A 17,232-nucleotide genomic window follows, 5' to 3' on the forward strand; every position below is an offset into this window, starting at 1 on the left:
TCCGATTATAAGGACGGGTTTGAGAGCCTCAAACCAAACCGATGGTCACGAGGGCGTCCGGCCTGCGAACCGTGCGGTCGGGCTCCCCTTCGGGCGAAGGTTTACCCTCGACCTCGTCATACGTACCCGCGCAGCCGCCGAGCAAAGAGAGCACCGCCGTGACCCACCTCCTCCTCGATCTGCCCCCACTGAGCGCCGCGCACTTCGCGTCGATCGAGGACCGGGTGGCACGGCTGCTGAACACCCGGCAGGACGTCGTGATCATGCAGGGCGAGGCGCTGCTGCCGCTGGAGGGCGCGATCCGCGCGACCGCCGGTCCCGGCACGACCGCGCTGAACGTCATCACCGGCCCCTACGGACAGACCTTCGGCGACTGGCTGCGGGACTGCGGCGCCACCGTGATCGACCTGACGGTGCCCTTCCACACGGCGGTGACGGCCGAGCAGGTGCGGGCCGCGTTCGCCGAGCACCCGGAGATCGACTTCGTGTCCCTGGTGCACGCGGAGGCGGCGACCGGGAACACCAACCCGGTCGCGGAGATCGGCGAGGTGGTGCGGGCGCACGGGGCGCTGTTCTACCTGGACGCGGTGGCCTCGATCGGGGCGGAGCCGGTGCTGCCGGACGCGTGGGGCGTGGACCTGTGCGTGATCGGGGCGCAGAAGGCGATGGGCGGTCCGGCCGGGGTGTCGGCGGTGTCGGTGAGCGAGCGGGCGTGGGCGCGGATGGCGGCCAACCCCCGGGCGCCGCGCCGGTCGCACCTGTCGCTGCTGGACTGGAAGGAGCGCTGGATCGACGGCGGGCGCAAGGCGCTGCTGCACGCTCCGGCGCAGCTGGAGATGCTGGCGCTGGAAGCGTGCGTGGAGCGGATCGAGGCGGCGGGGCCGGACGCGGTGATGGCGCGGCACGCGTCGGCCGCGGCGGCGACGCGTGCGGGGGCGGTCGCGCTGGGCGGGGGTCTTGAGCCGTACGTGCGTGACGCGGCGGACGCGGCGCCGGTCGCCACGACCCTGCGGGCGCCGTCCGGCACGGTGGCGTCGGAGCTGGTGGCCCGTGCGCTGGCCGCCGATCCGGCGCTTCCGCTGGCCGCGGGTGGGGGTGCGCTCGCCAAGGAGATGATCCGGGTCAACCACTATGGTCCCGAGGCGGCGCCGGGGGCGGTGCGGGCGAGTCTGGCGGCGTTGGGGGCGGCGCTCGGCGAGCAGGGGCTGGTCGTGGACACGGAGGGGGCCCTGCGGGCCGCGGAAGCGGCCTGGCGCTGAGCGCGGGCCGGGGTCGTCCGTTGATCCTTCGCCCCCGCCGCCCCTTCCCGTCCCGACCCTGGGGGCTGCGCCCCCAGACCCCCCTTCGGCCCTGAACGGGCCTCGTCCTCAAGCGCCGGACGGGCTGATTTCCAGCCCCTCCGGCGTCTGAGGAGCGGGGTCCGGGGCGGAGCCCCGGGGAAGGGGCGGCGGGGGCGGTCACGCCGGCCTTCTGCGGGAGGGTATCGACGGAGTAACCGGACCGTGAATTCCGTGGGATTATCGGAATCCCTCGCACAGATTCTCCCCAGACATTCTTTCGCTTATTTCCCGATTACCTTCCGGAGCAGCTTCCCGTCTTCTTCTGCCCGGTTTCCTCGGACCTAAACGACACGATTTCGCGAGCTTTCCGGGCACCGTCACGGGAGTTACACACTTGTGACCGGTTCCACATCACGCCCGATTCGCGCCGTATGCACCGCTCAAATCAGGGCATATCGCCGGTCCCTCGCGCGACCACACCCGCACGCGCGATAACACAGATCACGCCGTCGCGTAACCCCGACAGACGATGCAATTTTGAATTTACCTGGGTAAGTTCAATTCGCATGACTGCCGCACAAGCAGACCTGCAAATCGACCGCCCCACCGTGGCGGACGGAGCCGTGCTGTGGCGGATAGCAAGGGACTCGAAGGTCCTCGACCTGAACTCGTCGTACAGCTATCTGCTGTGGTGCCGTGACTTCGCCGCCACCTCGGCCGTCGCCCGCGACGAGCGCGGAGAGCCGATCGGCTTCGTCAGCGGATACCTGCGGCCGGACAGCCCGCGCACCCTGCTCGTCTGGCAGGTCGCGGTCGACGCGTCGTACCGCGGCCGCGGCCTCGCCGCGGCGATGCTCGACGGGCTGGCCGCCCGGACCGCCGAGGAGCACGCGGTGGACACCGTGGAGACCACCATCGCCCCGGGGAACACCGCCTCCGAGCGCCTGTTCACCGCGTTCGCGGAGCGCCACGGCGCCCTGCTGGAGCGCGAGGTGCTGTTCGACGCCGGCCAGTTCCCCGACGGGCCGCACGACCCCGAGGTGCTGTACCGCATCGGGCCGCTCACGCGCTGACCGCGCGGCCCGGCCCCGGCCTCCTGGCCTCTTCCGACTTCTTCCGACTCCCTCTGACCTCCCACGCCACCGAGGAGCGATTCGTCGTGACCATCACCCAGCCCGACCTCAGTGTCTTCGAGACCCTCGAGTCCGAGGTACGCAGCTACTGCCGCGGCTGGCCCGCCGTCTTCGACCGTGCGCACGGCAGCCGCATGTACGACGAGGACGGCCACGAGTACCTCGACTTCTTCGCCGGAGCCGGCTCACTCAACTACGGGCACAACAACCCCGTGCTGAAACGGGCCCTGATCGACTACCTGGAGCGGGACGGCGTCACGCACGGCCTCGACATGTCGACGACGGCCAAGCGCGCGTTCCTGGAGTCCTTCCAGAACTGGATCCTGCGCCCGCGCGACCTGCCGTACAAGGTCATGTTCCCGGGCCCGACGGGCACCAACGCCGTGGAGTCCGCGCTGAAGCTGGCGCGGAAGGTGAAGGGGCGCGAGGCGATCGTGTCGTTCACCAACGCCTTCCACGGCATGTCGCTGGGCTCGCTCGCGGTGACCGGGAACGCCTTCAAGCGGGCCGGCGCCGGCATCCCGCTGGTGCACGGCACGCCGATGCCGTTCGACAACTACTTCGACGGCAAGGTCGAGGACTTCCTCTGGTTCGAGCGGCTCCTGGAGGACCAGGGTTCCGGCCTCAACAAGCCCGCCGCCGTGATCGTCGAGACCGTGCAGGGCGAGGGCGGCATCAACGTCGCCCGGCCCGAGTGGCTGCGCGCCCTGGCCGACCTGTGCGAACGCCAGGACATGCTGCTGATCGTCGACGACATCCAGATGGGCTGCGGCCGTACCGGCGCCTTCTTCTCCTTCGAGGAGGCCGGCATCACGCCCGACATCGTCACCGTCTCCAAGTCGATCAGCGGCTACGGGCTGCCGATGGCGCTGACCCTGTTCAAGCCCGAACTGGACGTCTGGGAGCCGGGCGAGCACAACGGCACCTTCCGCGGCAACAACCCCGCCTTCGTCACGGCCACCGCGGCCCTGGAGGCGTACTGGGCCGACGGCTCCGCGATGGAGAAGCAGACCCGTGCGCGCGGCGAGCAGGCCGAGCAGGCGCTGATCGCCATCACCGAGGAGAACCTCGCCGACGTCAAGGAGTACCGCGGCCGCGGCCTGGTGTGGGGCATGGAGTTCCACGACAAGGAGCGCGCGGGCCGCATCGCCCGGCGCGCCTTCGAACTCGGGCTGCTCATCGAGACGTCCGGCCCCGAGAGCGAGGTCGTCAAGCTGCTGCCGTCCCTGACCATCACCCCGGACGAGCTGGACGAGGGCCTGAGGATCCTCGCCCGCGCCGTCCGGGAAACCGCCTGAAACACCCATCCGAGCCGAGGAGGCATCGCAACACCGTGATCGTCCGTTCGTTCAAGGAGCTCGAAGGCACCGACCGGCACGTGAAATCGGCGTCCGGCACCTGGGAGAGCAAGCGCATCGTCCTCGCCAAGGAGAAGGTCGGCTTCTCCCTGCACGAGACGATCCTGTACGCGGGTACGGAGACGTCGATGTGGTACGCGAACCACATCGAGGCCGTCGTCTGCACCAGGGGCGAGGCCGAACTGACCGACCGCGAGACCGGGCAGACGTACACCATCACGCCCGGCACCATGTACCTCCTCGACGGCCACGAGCGGCACACGCTCAAGGTCAAGGAGGACTTCCACTGCATCTGTGTCTTCAACCCGCCCGTCACCGGACGGGAGGACCACGACGAGAACGGCGTCTACCCGCTGCTCACCGAGGAGGTGTGAGTCACCGTGACCACGACCACGAACGTCACCGATCTCTACCCCACCCGCGGCGCCACCGAGGTGGCGACTCCCCGGCAGGACCCGGTGGTCTGGGGCTCCCCGGACACGCCCGGTCCCGTCTCGGCCGGTGACCTCCAGGCCCTGGACCGCGACGGCTTCCTCGCCGTCGACCAGCTCATCGGACCGGACGAGGTGGGCGAGTACCAGCGCGAGCTGGAGCGGCTCACCACCGACCCGGCGATCCGCGCGGACGAACGCTCCATCGTGGAGCCGCGGTCCAAGGAGATCCGGTCCGTCTTCGAGGTCCACAAGATCAGCGAGGTCTTCGCGAAGCTGGTGCGCGACGAGCGGGTGGTCGGGCGTGCCCGGCAGATCCTCGGCTCGGACGTCTACGTCCACCAGTCGCGGATCAACGTCAAGCCCGGCTTCGGCGCCAGCGGCTTCTACTGGCACTCGGACTTCGAGACCTGGCACGCCGAGGACGGCCTGCCCAACATGCGCACCATCTCGGTCTCGATCGCGCTCACCGAGAACTACGACACCAACGGCGGTCTGATGATCATGCCGGGGTCGCACAAGACGTTCCTCGGATGCGCGGGGGCCACGCCGAAGGACAACTACAAGAAGTCCCTGCAGATGCAGGACGCGGGGACGCCGTCCGACGAGGCGCTGACGAAGATGGCGTCGGAGTACGGCATCAAGCTGTTCACCGGCAAGGCCGGCTCGGCGACCTGGTTCGACTGCAACGCCATGCACGGCTCCGGCGACAACATCACGCCGTTCCCGCGCAGCAACGTGTTCATCGTGTTCAACAGCGTGGAGAACGCGGCGGTCGAGCCGTTCGCGGCACCGATCCGGCGGCCGGAGTTCATCGGGGCGCGGGACTTCACTCCCGTCCGATGAGCCGGAACCGGCCGGGGATCCGGGGGTCGCCCCCCGGACGTCACAGCATCGGGGCGCGGGACTTCACTCCCGTCCGATGAGCCGGAACCGGCCGGGGGTCCGGGGGTCGCCCCCCGGACGTCACAGCATCGGGGCGCGGGACTTCACTCCGGTGAAGCAGCCGCGTGACACAGACTGCGGGCCGGGCCTCCTCGTGTGGGACAAGGAGGCGCCGGCCCGCTGCCGTGTGTCCGGCGGAGGGGTCAGCCGGACAGCGCGTCCAGCAGCCGGTCCACGTCGGCGGCCGTGTTGTACAGGTGGAAGGACGCCCGCAGATTGCCCGCGCGGTTCGACACCGCGATCCCCGCCTCGGCCAACTCCGGCTGGAGGCGGCCGAGTCCGGGCACGGACACGATCGGTGAACCGGGTGAGGGCACGGGCGTGTGGCCCAGAGTGCCGAGCCCCGCGCGGAAGCGGTCGGCGAGGGCCAGGTCGTGGACGCGTACGGCGTCCACGCCCAGCTCCTCGACGAGTTCGAGGGAGGCACGCAGTCCCGCGTAGTCGAACAGGGCGGGGCTGGAGTCGAACCGCCGGGCGGAGCGGGCGAGTTCGGGGACGGGGCCGTAGCAGCTGTCCCAGGGGTTCTCCCCCGCGACCCAGCCCGCCTGTACCGGGGTCAGGTCGCCGAAGTCCTCGGGGACGACGAGGAAGGCCGCGCCGTGCGGGCCGAGCAGCCACTTGAAGGCGATGGAGACACCGTAGTCGCAGGCGTCGGCCGCCATCGGGAGCCAGCCGGCCGCCTGGGAGAAGTCGACGTAGGTCCGCGCCCCGTGGCCGCGGGCCGCCTCGCGCAGCGCGGCGAGATCGGCGATCCGGCCGTCGGCGGACTGCACGGCGCTGACCGCGACCAGCGCCGTGCCGGGCCGGACGGATTCGGCGAGCCGCTCCAGCGGCACGGCCCGCACCTTGAGGTCGCCGCGCGCGTGGAAGGGATTCAGTACGGAGCTGAAGTCGCCCTCCGCGGTGAGGACTTCGGCGCCCGGCGGCAGCGAGGCCGCGACCAGCGAGGTGTACAGCGCGACCGTGGCCCCGGCCGCCACCCGCTCCACCGGGACGCCGGCCAGCCGGGCGTAGGCGGCACGGCAGGCCTCGACGTCGGCGAAGAGCGGATCCAGCGCACGGCCCTCCGCGCGCAGCCGTACGGCGTCCTGGAGCGCGGCCACGGTACGGGCGGGCAGGAGAGCGTTGCTCGCGGTGTTCAGGTAGGTGTTCTTCGGGGCGAACTCGGCACGGACGAGGTTCTCGAAGGTGTCCATGCGACCACTGTGCGGCCCCGGGATCTCCCCGTCCATTGCCGAATTCTGCGCGATATCGCGAAGGAAGCCTTATGCGTACGCGCTGACCTGCGCGTTCTACTGCTGCGGCACCGCGCACCCGTCCGGGCCACAGGCCTCCGCGTCGCCGTCGACCAGGGTCAGCGGCGGGCGCTCGCCCCAGGCCCGGGTCAGCGCCTGGGTGAACACCTCGGCGGGCTGGGCGCCGGAGACGCCGTACTTGCGGTCCAGCACGAAGAACGGCACACCGTTCGCGCCGAGCTCCGCCGCCTCCCGCTCGTCGGCGCGCACCTCGTCGGCGTACGCCTTCGGGTCGGCGAGGACCGCGCGCACCGCGTCCGCGTCGAGACCGGCGGCACCGGCGAGCCCGACGAGCCGTTCGTCGTCGTTGAAGACGGACCGCTCCTCGGCGAAGTTCGCCCTGTACAGCAGGTCGAGCAGCTCCGTCTGGCGGCCCTGCTCACGGGCGAAGTGCAGCAGGCGGTGCATGTCGAAGGTGTTGCCGTGGTCGCGGCCCCGGGTGCGGTAGGGCAGGCCCTCGGCGGCGGCCTGGGTGCCCAGGTTGTCCTCGCCCGCCTCGGCCTGTGCCTCGCTCATGCCGTACTTCTTGGTGAGCATGGTGATCACCGGCTGGATGTCGTCCTTGGCGCGGCCCGGGTCCAGCTCGAAGGAACGGTGCACGACCTCGACCTGCTCACGGTGCGGGAAGGCGGCCAGCGCCTTCTCGAAGCGGGCTTTTCCGACATAGCACCAGGGGCAAGCGATATCGGACCAGATTTCGACGCGCATCGTGATCGGCACTCCAGGTCGTGCGGGTACGGAGACTCCCTCCGGCGACTACGTGAACATTCAACGAGCCGCCTTCATTCCCCTGCCTCAGCTTCCGTCCCGCAGGTCGCTCGGCCAGTGGGGCCGGTACTCGACGTGGTCGTACGTCACCACGCACCCCTCCCCCATCGGCGACTGGGTCATGAAGCCGACCAGCGCGGCCCCGGTCTCCTTCTCGTCGCCGAGGGTGAAGAGCCGGACGAAGGTCCAGCGCTCGCCGTCACGGGAGGCGTGGAAGGCGAAGGCACGCCCGGTGCGGCTCACCCGGAGCCAGACGGAACTGCCGTCGACGGTGAAGGAGTTGACGTCGTCGGAGTGCCCCCGGGTCACCACCGTGCAGACGGTGGGCACGTCCGGCGAGTACTCCAGACAGAGCTTGGCCCACGCCCGCTCACCGACATGGACGTACAGCACCCCGGCGTCGAAGGCCCCGGCGAACCCGACGGTGACCCGCGCGATCAGCTGGAAGTCCCCCTCGGGCGCCCCCAGCAGCCGCGGCGCGTCGGAGGCCGGGTCCAGCGCCTCACCGGTGGGCGGCACGAACCGGTCCTGCCGGGGCCCGGCCCACCCGGTGAGGACCCCGTCCTCGTGGGACCAGTGCCCGTCGGGGCCGTAGGTGCGCAAGGGGAAGGGCAGTTCGGGGATCTTCAGGTCCATGCCGGGATTCTTCCAGGCGGGGCCCGGCGTCGGGGGCCCGGGTGGGGCGGTTCCGGTCAACGGTCCCGGTCAGCGGTCCTGGAACGCGTCCAGGGCCACGGCCTGGGCGACGGCGAGGCGCGGGTCCGGACCGGGCGCGGCCATGTCCACCACGTAGCGGTCGCGCAGCCCGAACTTCTTGTCGACCCTCATCACCGGCTCGCCGTCCGTCTCGAAGTCGAAGTGGTACGGCCACAGGAACGGCACCAGGTCCAGCGGCAGGAAGTCCCAGACGCGGCGGAGCACGGCCACGAACCGGTTGCGCTCCCGCCCGACGGCCGCGGGCGAGCCCGGCTGGTCCAGCACCCACGTCGAGCGCAGCAGGGAGGCGACGGCCTTCTCCTCGAACCCGCCGATGAGGTCGCCCTCCGCGTCCCACACGTCATGACCGCCGCCGGCGCCGCGGAGGCCGCGTTCCTCCACGGTGAACAGGACCCGCGTCCTGGACGCGTCGGCGTAGAAGGTCATCTCCTCCTTGAGCGAGAACCGCTTCAGCTCGGCGAAGGCCAGGACCCCGCCGTCGGAACCGTCCGGCAGCAACTCGCTCACGGTGTACCGGCCGGTCTTGAGGGTGGTCTCCTGCCGGACGGTGAAACGTCCGCCGGCCCACTGTCCCTTGCTGTCCACTGTTCCGCTCCCGAAGCCGTCGGTCCCCACGCCGTCGCCCGTGTGCGTCGGCGGAGCCATCGTCACCGTGCGCCCAGCCCCGAAGCAGTCTCCGTAAGTCGTCACCCGCAACGACCAAAGATGACGGGCCTCTTGGCGGCCGGGAGTCCACTTTCGTCGTCCGGGGCCGCGCCGAAGGGAGGATGCGGGCGTCCGGGGGCGGGCCTCTATCGTCTGCGCGTGGACGTAGCCGAAACACCCCGCACCGGCCTGCCGCTCCGTGACCGGCTCGCCGCCGCCTCCCCCTGGCCCCGCAAGCGGATCGTCGGGGAGGCCGTACTCACCGTGACGCTCTCCGGGATCGCGGGCCTCCTCCACACGACGGAGACCGGGTCCGTGGTGCGGGGCGGCGCCCTGGCCCTGGCCGTCGCCGTACTGTCCCTGGCCCGCCGCGCCCTGCCGGCGACGGTGCTGATGGTCTCGTCGGCCCTGGCCGGAACGATCGTCGGTACGTTCGCACTGCTGATCTACGCCAGTTGGTCGGCGGGCAGCCGCATCGAGCGTCCGGCGCGCGCGCTGGCCGCGTACGCGGCCGGGCTCGCGCTCCACCTCGTCCTCACCCTCACCGTCGCGGCCGACGAAGGGCTCGGGCTGTCGCCGCTGGTGACGGTCGTGCTGGGCGGAAGCCCGTTCCTGGTGATGGCGGTCGTGCCGGGACTCGCCTCCCGGTACCGCGCCCAGCGCCACGCCCTGCTCGACGCCCTGCGCCGGCACAACGCCCAACTGGTGCGCGAGCAGGCGATGGTGGCGCGACAGGCCCGGCTGCTGGAACGGCAGCGCATCGCCCAGGACATGCACGACAGCCTCGGCCACCAGCTCGCCCTGATCGCCGTGCACACCGGGGCGCTGGAGGTGGACCCGGAGCTGAACGACCGCCAGCGGGAAGGGGTGGGCATCCTCCGGGAGGCCTCCAGGTCGGCGATGCGGGAGCTGCGCGAGGCCGTGGGCATCCTGCGGGACGACGTGGAGACGTCCGTGCCCGGCCCCGAGGACGCCGGGCCTTCGGCGGACCGCGCGGCGGCCTCCGTCGACGAGCTGGTCGCGTCGTCGCGGGCCGCGGGCGCGACGGTGGAGCTGCACCGGTCCGGCACCGAACGGCCCCTCGCGCCCGCCGCCGACCGCGCGGTGTACCGCATCGCCCAGGAGGGCCTGACCAACGCGCACAAGCACGCGCCGGGCGCCCCGATCACCGTGGCGCTGCGCTACGAACCGGACAGCCTGGTGGTCGAGGTGGCCAACGGGCCGGTGCCGGCCGGGGCGCCGGCCGGGCCGCCCGCGATCAGCGGCGGCCAGGGGCTGACGGGTCTGCGGGAGCGGGCCCGGCTGGTCGGCGGCATGGTGCACACCGGCCCCACCCCCGACGGGGGTTTCCGGCTCGCCGGTGTACTGCCGTACGGCGACGGCGAGCGGCGGTCCCGTCCGGACGACGCGACCTTCGTCGCCGTGGGCGACGACTTCCGGGGGCAGATCGGCGGGGGCTCCGCGGGCGACGGTGGTGACGTCATCGGACGCACCGATCCGCAGAAGGAGTTCGCCACCATCATGAGCAGCAAGAAGAACGTCGCCCTGGGATGCGCCCTCACCGCCGTGGTCCTCGTCGTGGGCGTCGGCGCCCTCCTGTTCTGGGGGGTGGGGAAACTGCTGGACGAGGTGGAGAAGGGCGTCATCCCGGCGAGCGTGTACGAGTCGGCCCGGGTCGGCGACGCCGAGGCGGACCTCAGGAAGAAGTTCCCGGAGGGCGGCTCGCTGCTCACCGACGGCGTGGAGAAGGACGGCCCGCCGCTGCCCGAGGACGCCGTCTGCGAGCACTTCGTGGACGACGAGGAGGACATCGTCTACCGGTTCTGCTTCCGCGACGGGAAGCTGTCCTCCAAGGAGTCCTACGCGCACAGGATATGACCGGCGGTCCGTGGCCGCGCCCGCGACCGGATCGGGCATGATGGGCGGGCTTCACCATCCGCTTGTCCTACCGACACCGCGCAGGAGGCCGCGTGATCCGGGTCCTCGTCGCCGACGACGAGCCGCTCATCAGGGCCGGCATCAGGATGATCCTCACCTCGGCCGACGACATCGACGTCGTCGCCGAGGCCCAAGACGGCCGGGAGGCGGTGGAGACCGCCCGCGGCACCGCGGTCGACGTGGCCCTGCTGGACATCCAGATGCCCGTGATGGACGGGCTGACCGCGCTGGCCGAGCTGGGCCGCGTCGCGCCGGGGGTGCGCGTGCTGATCCTGACCACGTTCGGGGAACGCGACAACGTCCTGCGGGCGCTCGGGCACGGCAGCGCGGGCTTCCTGCTGAAGGACTCCGCGCCGCAGGAGCTGATCCACGCGGTCCGTGCGGCGGCGGCCGGCAACGCCTATCTGTCCCCGGCCGCCACCCGGCACGTGGTGGACTCCCTCGCCTCCCCGGCCGCCACCGTGCGCGGCGAGGAGGCGCGCCGCCGCCTGGCCGGGCTGACGGCACGCGAACGCGAGGTGCTGGCCCTGCTCGGCGAGGGCCTGTCCAACGCGGACGCCGGCGCCCGCCTGCACATGAGCGAGGCGACGGTGAAGACGTACGTCAGCCGCATCCTGACCAAGCTCGACTGCGACAACAGGGTGCAGGCGGCGCTCCTGGCCCGCGACGCGGGCCTGGAGCCGAGCGCGGGGTGAGCCTCAGCGCTCCAGCCGGCCGTTGAACCTCCGGGGCAGCCCCAGCGGGTTGTCGTCCTTCAGCTCCGCGGGCAGCAGCGCCTCGGGCGTTCCCTGGTAGACGACCGGCCGCAGCCACCGCTCGATGGCCGTGCCGCCCACCGACGTGGACGTGGAGGTCGTCGCCGGGTACGGCCCCCCGTGGTGCTGGGCCGGGGCGACCGCGACGCCCGTCGGCCAGCCGTTGACCAGGACCCGCCCGGCCAGCGGCGTCAGTTCCTGCACCAGCTCCGCCCCGCGGCCCTCCCCGGCCGCCTCTCCGGCGGACAGCTGCACGGTCGCCGTGAGGTTGCCCGGCAGCCGCGACAGCACCCCCCGCACCTCGGCGTCGTCCTCGTAGCGGGCCACGACGGTGACCGGCCCGAAGCACTCCTCCAGGAGCAGGTCGTGCTCGCCCTCCTGGGCCAGCCGGCTCGCCGGGACGGTGAGGAAGCCCGCGCTGACCGTGTGCTCGCCGCCCGCGCCCGGGGTCACCGGGGACTCCACGTCGGGGAGCCGGCCGCGCTCGGCGACCCCGGCGACGAAGTTGTCGCGCATGCGGTGGTCGAGCAGGACGCCGGCGTCGGTGTCGCTGACGGCGTCCGTCAGCGACTTGACCAGCGCGTCACCGGCCGCGCCGGCCGGTGCCAGGACGAGGCCCGGCTTCACGCAGAACTGGCCGACGCCCAGCGTCATCGAACCGGCCAGTCCGGCGCCGATCGCCTCGCCGCGCTCGGCGGCGGCGGCCTCGGTGACCACGACCGGGTTCAGGGAGCCCAGCTCACCGTGGAAGGGGATCGGGACGGGCCGGGCGGCGGCCGCGTCGAAGAGGGCGCGGCCACCGCGGATGGAACCGGTGAAACCGGCCGCCGAGACCAGCGGGTGCTTGATCAGCTCGATGCCGGCCTCGAAGCCGTGCACCAGGCCGAGCACGCCCTCGGGGAGGTCGTGGCGGGCCGCGGCCCGGCGCAGCACCTTGGCGACCAGCTCGGACAGTCCGGGGTGGTCGGGGTGGGCCTTGACGACGACCGGGCAGCCGGCCGCGAGCGCGCTCGCGGTGTCGCCGCCGGCGACGGAGAAGGCGAAGGGGAAGTTGGACGCGGAGTAGACGGCGACGACGCCCAGCGGGATCTTGTAGCGGCGCAGGTCCGGGACGGGCGGGGTCGCGGTGTCGTCGGGGTGGTTGATGACGACGTCGAGGAAGGCGCCCTCCTCGACGATGCCGGCGAAGGCGCGCAGCTGGTAGCAGGTGCGGGCGAGTTCGCCGGTGAGCCGGACCGGGCCGAGGGCGGTCTCCGCGTCGGCGACCTCGACGAGCTGGTCCCTGGCCGCTTCCAGTTCGTCGGCGGCCGCGCGCAGGAAGGCCGCGCGGACGGTGCGGTCCGTCAGCGCGCCGCGCGCGTCGTGCGCGGCGCGGACGGCGGCGTCGACCTCCTGGGCTGTGGCCTCCACCGCAACCTGTTCACGCTGCTTCCCGGTTCGGGGGTCGACACTCCAGACTGGTGCTGCTGCCACCGCGGGTCCCTCCACTTGATTGCCGCATGCAATGCCGCAGTATGTACGTCACCCCACAGGGTTGTTCGATATACTGAACACTGTCTCTGTGGGTGAATGTGCTTCGGAGACTATTTCCAGGCGAACGAAGGGGTCAAGGGCGATGTCGGCTGGCGAGACGGGCGGCGGGGCGCAGGTCAAGTCCGCGGTGCGGACCGTTGAACTGCTCGAATACTTCGCCGGGCGCCCCGGCATGCACTCCCTGGCGGCGGTCCAGGAGGCCGTCGGCTACCCCAAGTCGAGCCTCTACATGCTGCTGCGCACCCTCGTGGACCTCGGCTGGGTGGAGACGGACGCGACGGGCACGCGGTACGGCATCGGCGTGCGGGCGCTGCTGGTGGGCACGTCGTACATCGACGGCGACGAGGTCGTCGCGGCGGCCCGGCCCACCCTGGACCGGCTCTCCGACGACACCACGGAGACCATCCACCTCGCCCGGCTCGACGGCACCAACGTGGTGTACCTCGCCACCCGCCAGTCGCAGCACTACCTGCGTCCGTTCACCCGGGTCGGCCGCCGGCTGCCCGCGCACTCGACGTCGCTGGGCAAGGCTCTGCTGAGCACGTACCCGGACGAGCAGGTGCGCAAGATGCTCCCGGAGACGCTGCCCGCGCTGACCGAGCACACCATCACGGACCGGGAGAAGCTCATCGAGGAGCTGCACCTGGTGCGGGAGCAGGGCTTCGCCGTGGACCGCGAGGAGAACACGCTGGGGCTGCGCTGCTTCGGTGTGGCGATCCCGTACCGCACCCCCGCGCGGGACGCGATCAGCTGCTCGGTGCCGGTGGCGCGGCTCACGCCCGCGCACGAACAGATGGTCAAGGACGCCCTGTTCGACGCCCGCGACCGGCTGACCCTGGCCACCCGGAGGCTCTGACCCGTGGACATCGCCCTGCGGCCGGTGCACGACAGTGATCTGCCGGTCTTCTACCGGCAGTCGAACGACCCGGAGGCGCTGCACATGGCGGCCTTCACCCCCGAGGACCCGGCCGACCGGGACCGCTTCGACGCCCACTGGGCGCACATCCGCACCTCACCGGAGATCGTGGTGCGCACGGTGCTGGCCGACGGTGACGTGGTGGGCCACGCGTCGGTCTACGGGGAGCCGGGTGAGCGCGAGGTGACGTACTGGGTCGACCGCGCCTACTGGGGCAAGGGCATCGCCACCGCCGCGCTGCGCGGTCTGCTGGCCGAGGTGACCGAACGCCCCCTGTACGCGCGCGTGGCCGCGGACAACGCGGGGTCGCGGCGGGTGCTGGAGCGGTGCGGTTTCGAAGTGTCCGCGCGGACCACGGGGTACGCCCCCGCGCGGGGTGCGGAGATCGACGAGCTGGTGCTCACGCTGGACGGCTGACCCGGTCCTCCCCCGCGCGGCGGAGGCGGATCGTCGCCGTGCAGGACGCGCCGGCCGGTCACCGCGCGGGAGCGTGAGGGCATGTCGCAGACACTCGCCTCCGCCGTCGTCACCGGCGGCTCCACGCTTCCCCGCTCGCGCAGGCTGCTGCGCGCCGTCGCCGTCGTGGCCTGCCTGCCGTACGTCGCTCTCAAGACCGCGTGGGTGGCGGGCAGTCACACCGGCATTCCGGCGGGCAGCCCGCTGCTGGAGCACCCCACCGCGATGGCCGTCGCCAACGTCCTCACGATACTGATGGACGGCGCGGTGATCGTGCTCGCGCTGCTGCTGACCCGGCCGTGGGGCCGCGGGGTGCCCGCCTGGCTGCTGGCGGTGCCGATGTGGGCGGCGACGGGGCTGCTGGCGCCGGTCATGGCCGGCTATCCGCTCCAGATGCTGGTGCGCGCGTTCGGCGGGAGCGCCGCGGGCACCTCGGGCGGGGACGGCGAACCCTTCCTGCACGCGTGGGTGTTCGCCGTCGTCTACACCGGGTTCATCGTCCAGGGCCTGGCGCTGGGCGCGCTGTTCGTCCTGTACGCCCGGGACCGCTGGGGCCGTCTGTGGCGCGGCCGGATGTGGGACCTGCCCGCCCGGCCGGAAACGGGACAGCGGGCCCTGGCGGTGGCGGCCGCCGTGCTGGCGCTGTTCCCGCTGACCCTGCGGGCGGTGTGGGCCTGCGGCGGCACGACCGGGCTGACCGAGGGCGCCGTCGCGGACCGGGGCAGCGACTTCCACGTCCTGGAGTCCCTGTACGTCGTCTTCCTCCTGGCGGCGGTCGCCGGGGGCCTGGCGCTGGCCTTCCGGCGGGTTCCGGCGCTGCCGGTGCGGGTGCCGCTCGTCCTCGCGGGAGTCGGGTCCGGCGCCGTGGCCTGCTGGGGCGGCTGGATGACGGCGGCCGCCTTGCTCCCCGGCGGAGATCCCGCCGACCACCCCACGGCGCTGACGCTGCTGACCTACGCTGGCCAGATGATCGTCGGTCTCCTCGTCGCCACCGTCGGCGCCCGGTTCCTCGCGGCGCGCTCCGTGCGGCACCCGGTGACGTGAGGGCCCTTCTGCGGCCACTGTTCGGCCGGCGGGCGCGGCTGCGCTGGATCCATCTGATCCTGGGCGGCGCGCTCGCCATGCCGTACGTCCTGGTCGGCGCGGTCGTCGTCGGTCCCGTGGCCGGTTCCACCGAGGTCTTCTCGTCGGTCGTCCTCCAGCTCGCCTCGTTCGCCGTGGGTCTGCCGCTCGCCGCCGTCACCTCGCTCTTCCCGCTGACCCGGCCGCTGGAGAGCGCCGCCGTGCGCTGGCTGTGCGGGGTGGACGCGGCCCTGCTCGCCGACGGCCCCGCCCGCGGCCGGGCGGCCAAGGGCCGTACGGCGCTGTGGTTCACACTGCATCTGGGGGCCGGCGGGATCGTCGCCGGGATGTCGCTGGCGCTGCCGCCGTTCGCCGCCGTGCTGATCCTGCTGCCGCTCGCCGCGGTGCTGCGGGACACCCGGCTCGGGCTGCCGGACGTCTTCGAGCACACGTGGGCACTGGCGCTCGCGCCCGTCGCGGGCGTGGCGTCGCTCCTCGCGCTGGCGGGCTGTGCCGCGGGGGCGGGCGCGCTGCTGGCCCGCTGGGCGCCCGCGCTGCTCGGTCCGGCCCCCGAGGACCGGCTCGCCGCCGCCGAGGCGCGCGCCGCCGACCTCGCCGTACGCAACCGGCTGGCGCGCGAGTTGCACGACTCGGTGGGACACGCGCTGAGCGCGGTGACCCTGCAGGCGAGCGCGGCCCGCCGGGTCCTCGACACCGACCCGGAGTTCGTCCGGGAGGCCCTCGCGGCGATCGAGGAGACCACCCGGCGCACGGTCGGCGAACTCGACGCGGTGCTCGGTGTGCTGCGGGACGGCGACGCGCCCGGTACGGCTCCGGCGCCCACGCTCGCCGCCGACCTGGACGGCCTGCTGCGCCGCACCCGGGCCGCCGGGCCGACGGTGGCGGCCACGATCGGCGCGCCGCTGGAGACCCTGCCGCCGGTGCTCTCCCGCGAGGCCTACCGCATCGTCCAGGAGGGCCTGACCAACGCCCTCAAGCACGCCGGTGAGAGGGTCACGGTGACCGTACGCGTCGAACTGCGCGCCGACCACCTGGAGATCACCGTCGAGAACCCCCTCACGGCCCCTCCCACGACCCGCCCCGGCGGCGGCCACGGACTGACCGGCATCGAGTCCCGCACCCGCCTGCTGGGCGGCACGGCACGGGCCGGCCCGGCGGACGGCACCTGGCGTCTGCGCGTACGGCTGCCCCTGACGCCCCCGTCGGCCGCACCCGGTCCTCCCGGACCGCGCCACCCTCTTGAGGAGCCCTCATGACCGGCCCCGCCCCGATCCGTGTCGTCCTCGCCGACGACGAACGCATGGTGCGCACCGCGCTGCGGGCCATCCTGTCCGCCGAGCCGGATCTGGAGGTGATCGGTGAGGCCGCCACGGGGGCGGAGGCGGTGGCCGTGGTGCGGGAACAGCGGCCGGACGTCGTGCTGATGGACGTACGGATGCCGGAGACCGACGGCATCCGCGCCACCGAGCAGATCCTCGCCGGTCTCGACGAGCCGCCCCGGATCGTCGTCGTCACCACCTTCGAGAACGACTCCTACGTGTACGACGCCCTGCGCGTGGGGGCCGCGGGGTTCCTCCTGAAGCGTTCGGACGCCGACGCGCTCGTCGGGGCGGTGCGGCTGGTGGCGCGCAGCGACACCCTGCTGTTCCCGGCGGCGGTCCGCGCGCTCGCCGCCGAGCACGCGCGCGCGTGCCCCGCGCCTCCCGCGTGGGTGGCGCGGCTGACCGGGCGGGAGAGCGAGGTGCTGCGGCTCATGGCGGCCGGGCTGACCAACGCGGAGATCGCCCGGCGGATGGGGGTCGGCGCCGCGACGGTGAAGACGCACGTGGCCTCGGTGCTGGCCAAGACGGGCGCCCGGGACCGCACCCAGGCCGTCATCGCGGCGTACGAGTCGGGCTTCCTGCGCGACGCATGACTCCGTGCCCGACGCGGGGCCGGCTTCATGAACGCCCGATGAGAAACCGGGCGGAAGGGAACGA

The 17,232-nt window shown here is 72.6% G+C and carries 17 protein-coding genes; 12 read left to right on the forward strand and 5 right to left on the reverse strand.

Annotation, left to right across the window (positions count from 1 at the left end; translation table 11 throughout):
• Positions 1–158 precede the first annotated feature (158 nt).
• The 5 genes from ACZ62B_RS27680 (at position 159) to thpD (ending at position 5,048) form a co-directional block, all read left to right on the forward strand.
• The gene (locus ACZ62B_RS27680; protein ID WP_469692457.1) at positions 159–1,259 is read left to right on the forward strand and encodes a pyridoxal-phosphate-dependent aminotransferase family protein; all 1,101 of its coding nucleotides are present in this window, start codon (positions 159–161) and stop codon (positions 1,257–1,259) included.
• 587 nt (positions 1,260–1,846) lie between these two features.
• Entirely contained in the window at positions 1,847–2,353 is a 507-nt protein-coding gene (ectA, locus tag ACZ62B_RS27685; protein WP_073937519.1) for a diaminobutyrate acetyltransferase, read from the forward strand.
• A gap of 86 nt (positions 2,354–2,439) precedes the next feature.
• On the forward strand, positions 2,440–3,711 hold the full coding sequence (ectB, locus tag ACZ62B_RS27690; RefSeq protein ID WP_344563930.1) for a diaminobutyrate--2-oxoglutarate transaminase: 1,272 nt from the start codon (positions 2,440–2,442) through the stop codon (positions 3,709–3,711).
• A gap of 35 nt (positions 3,712–3,746) precedes the next feature.
• Positions 3,747–4,145 carry an ectoine synthase gene (locus ACZ62B_RS27695; RefSeq protein ID WP_344563932.1) on the forward strand — a complete coding sequence of 133 codons (399 nt, stop codon included), beginning with the start codon at positions 3,747–3,749 and terminating at the stop codon, positions 4,143–4,145.
• A gap of 6 nt (positions 4,146–4,151) precedes the next feature.
• A complete protein-coding gene (gene thpD, locus ACZ62B_RS27700; protein ID WP_344563935.1) occupies positions 4,152–5,048 on the forward strand; it encodes an ectoine hydroxylase in 897 nt (298 codons plus the stop codon).
• A gap of 242 nt (positions 5,049–5,290) precedes the next feature.
• Here thpD and ACZ62B_RS27705 read toward each other — a convergent pair whose 3' ends face one another.
• The 4 genes from ACZ62B_RS27705 to ACZ62B_RS27720 all read right to left on the reverse strand — a co-directional run bounded on the left by ACZ62B_RS27705 (position 5,291) and on the right by ACZ62B_RS27720 (position 8,512).
• Positions 5,291–6,343 (reverse strand): aminotransferase class V-fold PLP-dependent enzyme, encoded by a 1,053-nt coding sequence (locus ACZ62B_RS27705; RefSeq protein WP_469692460.1) that lies wholly within the window; start codon positions 6,341–6,343, stop codon positions 5,291–5,293.
• 96 nt (positions 6,344–6,439) lie between these two features.
• Complete coding sequence (locus ACZ62B_RS27710; protein ID WP_468721451.1) at positions 6,440–7,150, reverse strand: DsbA family oxidoreductase; 711 nt, start codon at positions 7,148–7,150, stop codon at positions 6,440–6,442.
• Positions 7,151–7,237: 87 nt separating this feature from the next.
• A complete protein-coding gene (locus tag ACZ62B_RS27715) occupies positions 7,238–7,846 on the reverse strand; it encodes a DUF1349 domain-containing protein (RefSeq protein ID WP_344563941.1) in 609 nt (202 codons plus the stop codon).
• Between the two features lie 69 nt (positions 7,847–7,915).
• Positions 7,916–8,512, reverse strand: coding sequence for an LURP-one-related family protein (locus ACZ62B_RS27720; protein ID WP_344563943.1), 597 nt, complete (start codon positions 8,510–8,512; stop codon positions 7,916–7,918).
• Between the two features lie 219 nt (positions 8,513–8,731).
• Here ACZ62B_RS27720 and ACZ62B_RS27725 point away from each other — a divergent pair, with 219 nt between their 5' ends.
• Together ACZ62B_RS27725 and ACZ62B_RS27730 are read left to right on the forward strand one after the other, a co-directional pair.
• Positions 8,732–10,450 (forward strand): sensor histidine kinase, encoded by a 1,719-nt coding sequence (locus ACZ62B_RS27725; RefSeq protein WP_468721447.1) that lies wholly within the window; start codon positions 8,732–8,734, stop codon positions 10,448–10,450.
• Between the two features lie 92 nt (positions 10,451–10,542).
• Positions 10,543–11,205 carry a response regulator transcription factor gene (locus ACZ62B_RS27730; protein ID WP_344563947.1) on the forward strand — a complete coding sequence of 221 codons (663 nt, stop codon included), beginning with the start codon at positions 10,543–10,545 and terminating at the stop codon, positions 11,203–11,205.
• A gap of 3 nt (positions 11,206–11,208) precedes the next feature.
• On the opposite strand, the gene ACZ62B_RS27735 is transcribed toward ACZ62B_RS27730, so the two are convergent.
• Positions 11,209–12,738 (reverse strand): aldehyde dehydrogenase (NADP(+)), encoded by a 1,530-nt coding sequence (locus ACZ62B_RS27735; RefSeq protein ID WP_344563949.1) that lies wholly within the window; start codon positions 12,736–12,738, stop codon positions 11,209–11,211.
• Positions 12,739–12,880: 142 nt separating this feature from the next.
• On the opposite strand from ACZ62B_RS27735, the gene ACZ62B_RS27740 reads away from it, so the two are divergent.
• The 5 genes from ACZ62B_RS27740 (at position 12,881) to ACZ62B_RS27760 (ending at position 17,168) form a co-directional block, all read left to right on the forward strand.
• A complete protein-coding gene (locus ACZ62B_RS27740; RefSeq protein ID WP_030224445.1) occupies positions 12,881–13,654 on the forward strand; it encodes an IclR family transcriptional regulator in 774 nt (257 codons plus the stop codon).
• Positions 13,655–13,657: 3 nt separating this feature from the next.
• The gene (locus tag ACZ62B_RS27745) at positions 13,658–14,131 is read left to right on the forward strand and encodes a GNAT family N-acetyltransferase (RefSeq protein WP_344563951.1); all 474 of its coding nucleotides are present in this window, start codon (positions 13,658–13,660) and stop codon (positions 14,129–14,131) included.
• 81 nt (positions 14,132–14,212) lie between these two features.
• The gene (locus tag ACZ62B_RS27750; RefSeq protein WP_468721442.1) at positions 14,213–15,214 is read left to right on the forward strand and encodes a hypothetical protein; all 1,002 of its coding nucleotides are present in this window, start codon (positions 14,213–14,215) and stop codon (positions 15,212–15,214) included.
• Positions 15,211–16,509: a sensor histidine kinase gene (locus ACZ62B_RS27755; RefSeq protein WP_344563955.1), complete on the forward strand. Its 1,299-nt coding sequence runs from the start codon at positions 15,211–15,213 to the stop codon at positions 16,507–16,509. The genes ACZ62B_RS27750 and ACZ62B_RS27755 overlap by 4 nt, the downstream gene beginning before the upstream one ends.
• Positions 16,506–17,168, forward strand: a complete 663-nt coding sequence (locus ACZ62B_RS27760) for a response regulator transcription factor (RefSeq protein WP_344563957.1) — start codon at positions 16,506–16,508, stop codon at positions 17,166–17,168. Before ACZ62B_RS27755 ends, ACZ62B_RS27760 begins: the two co-directional genes overlap by 4 nt.
• The last annotated feature ends 64 nt before the right edge of the window (positions 17,169–17,232 follow it).

Source organism: Streptomyces sp. NPDC053426 (genome assembly GCF_055585405.1).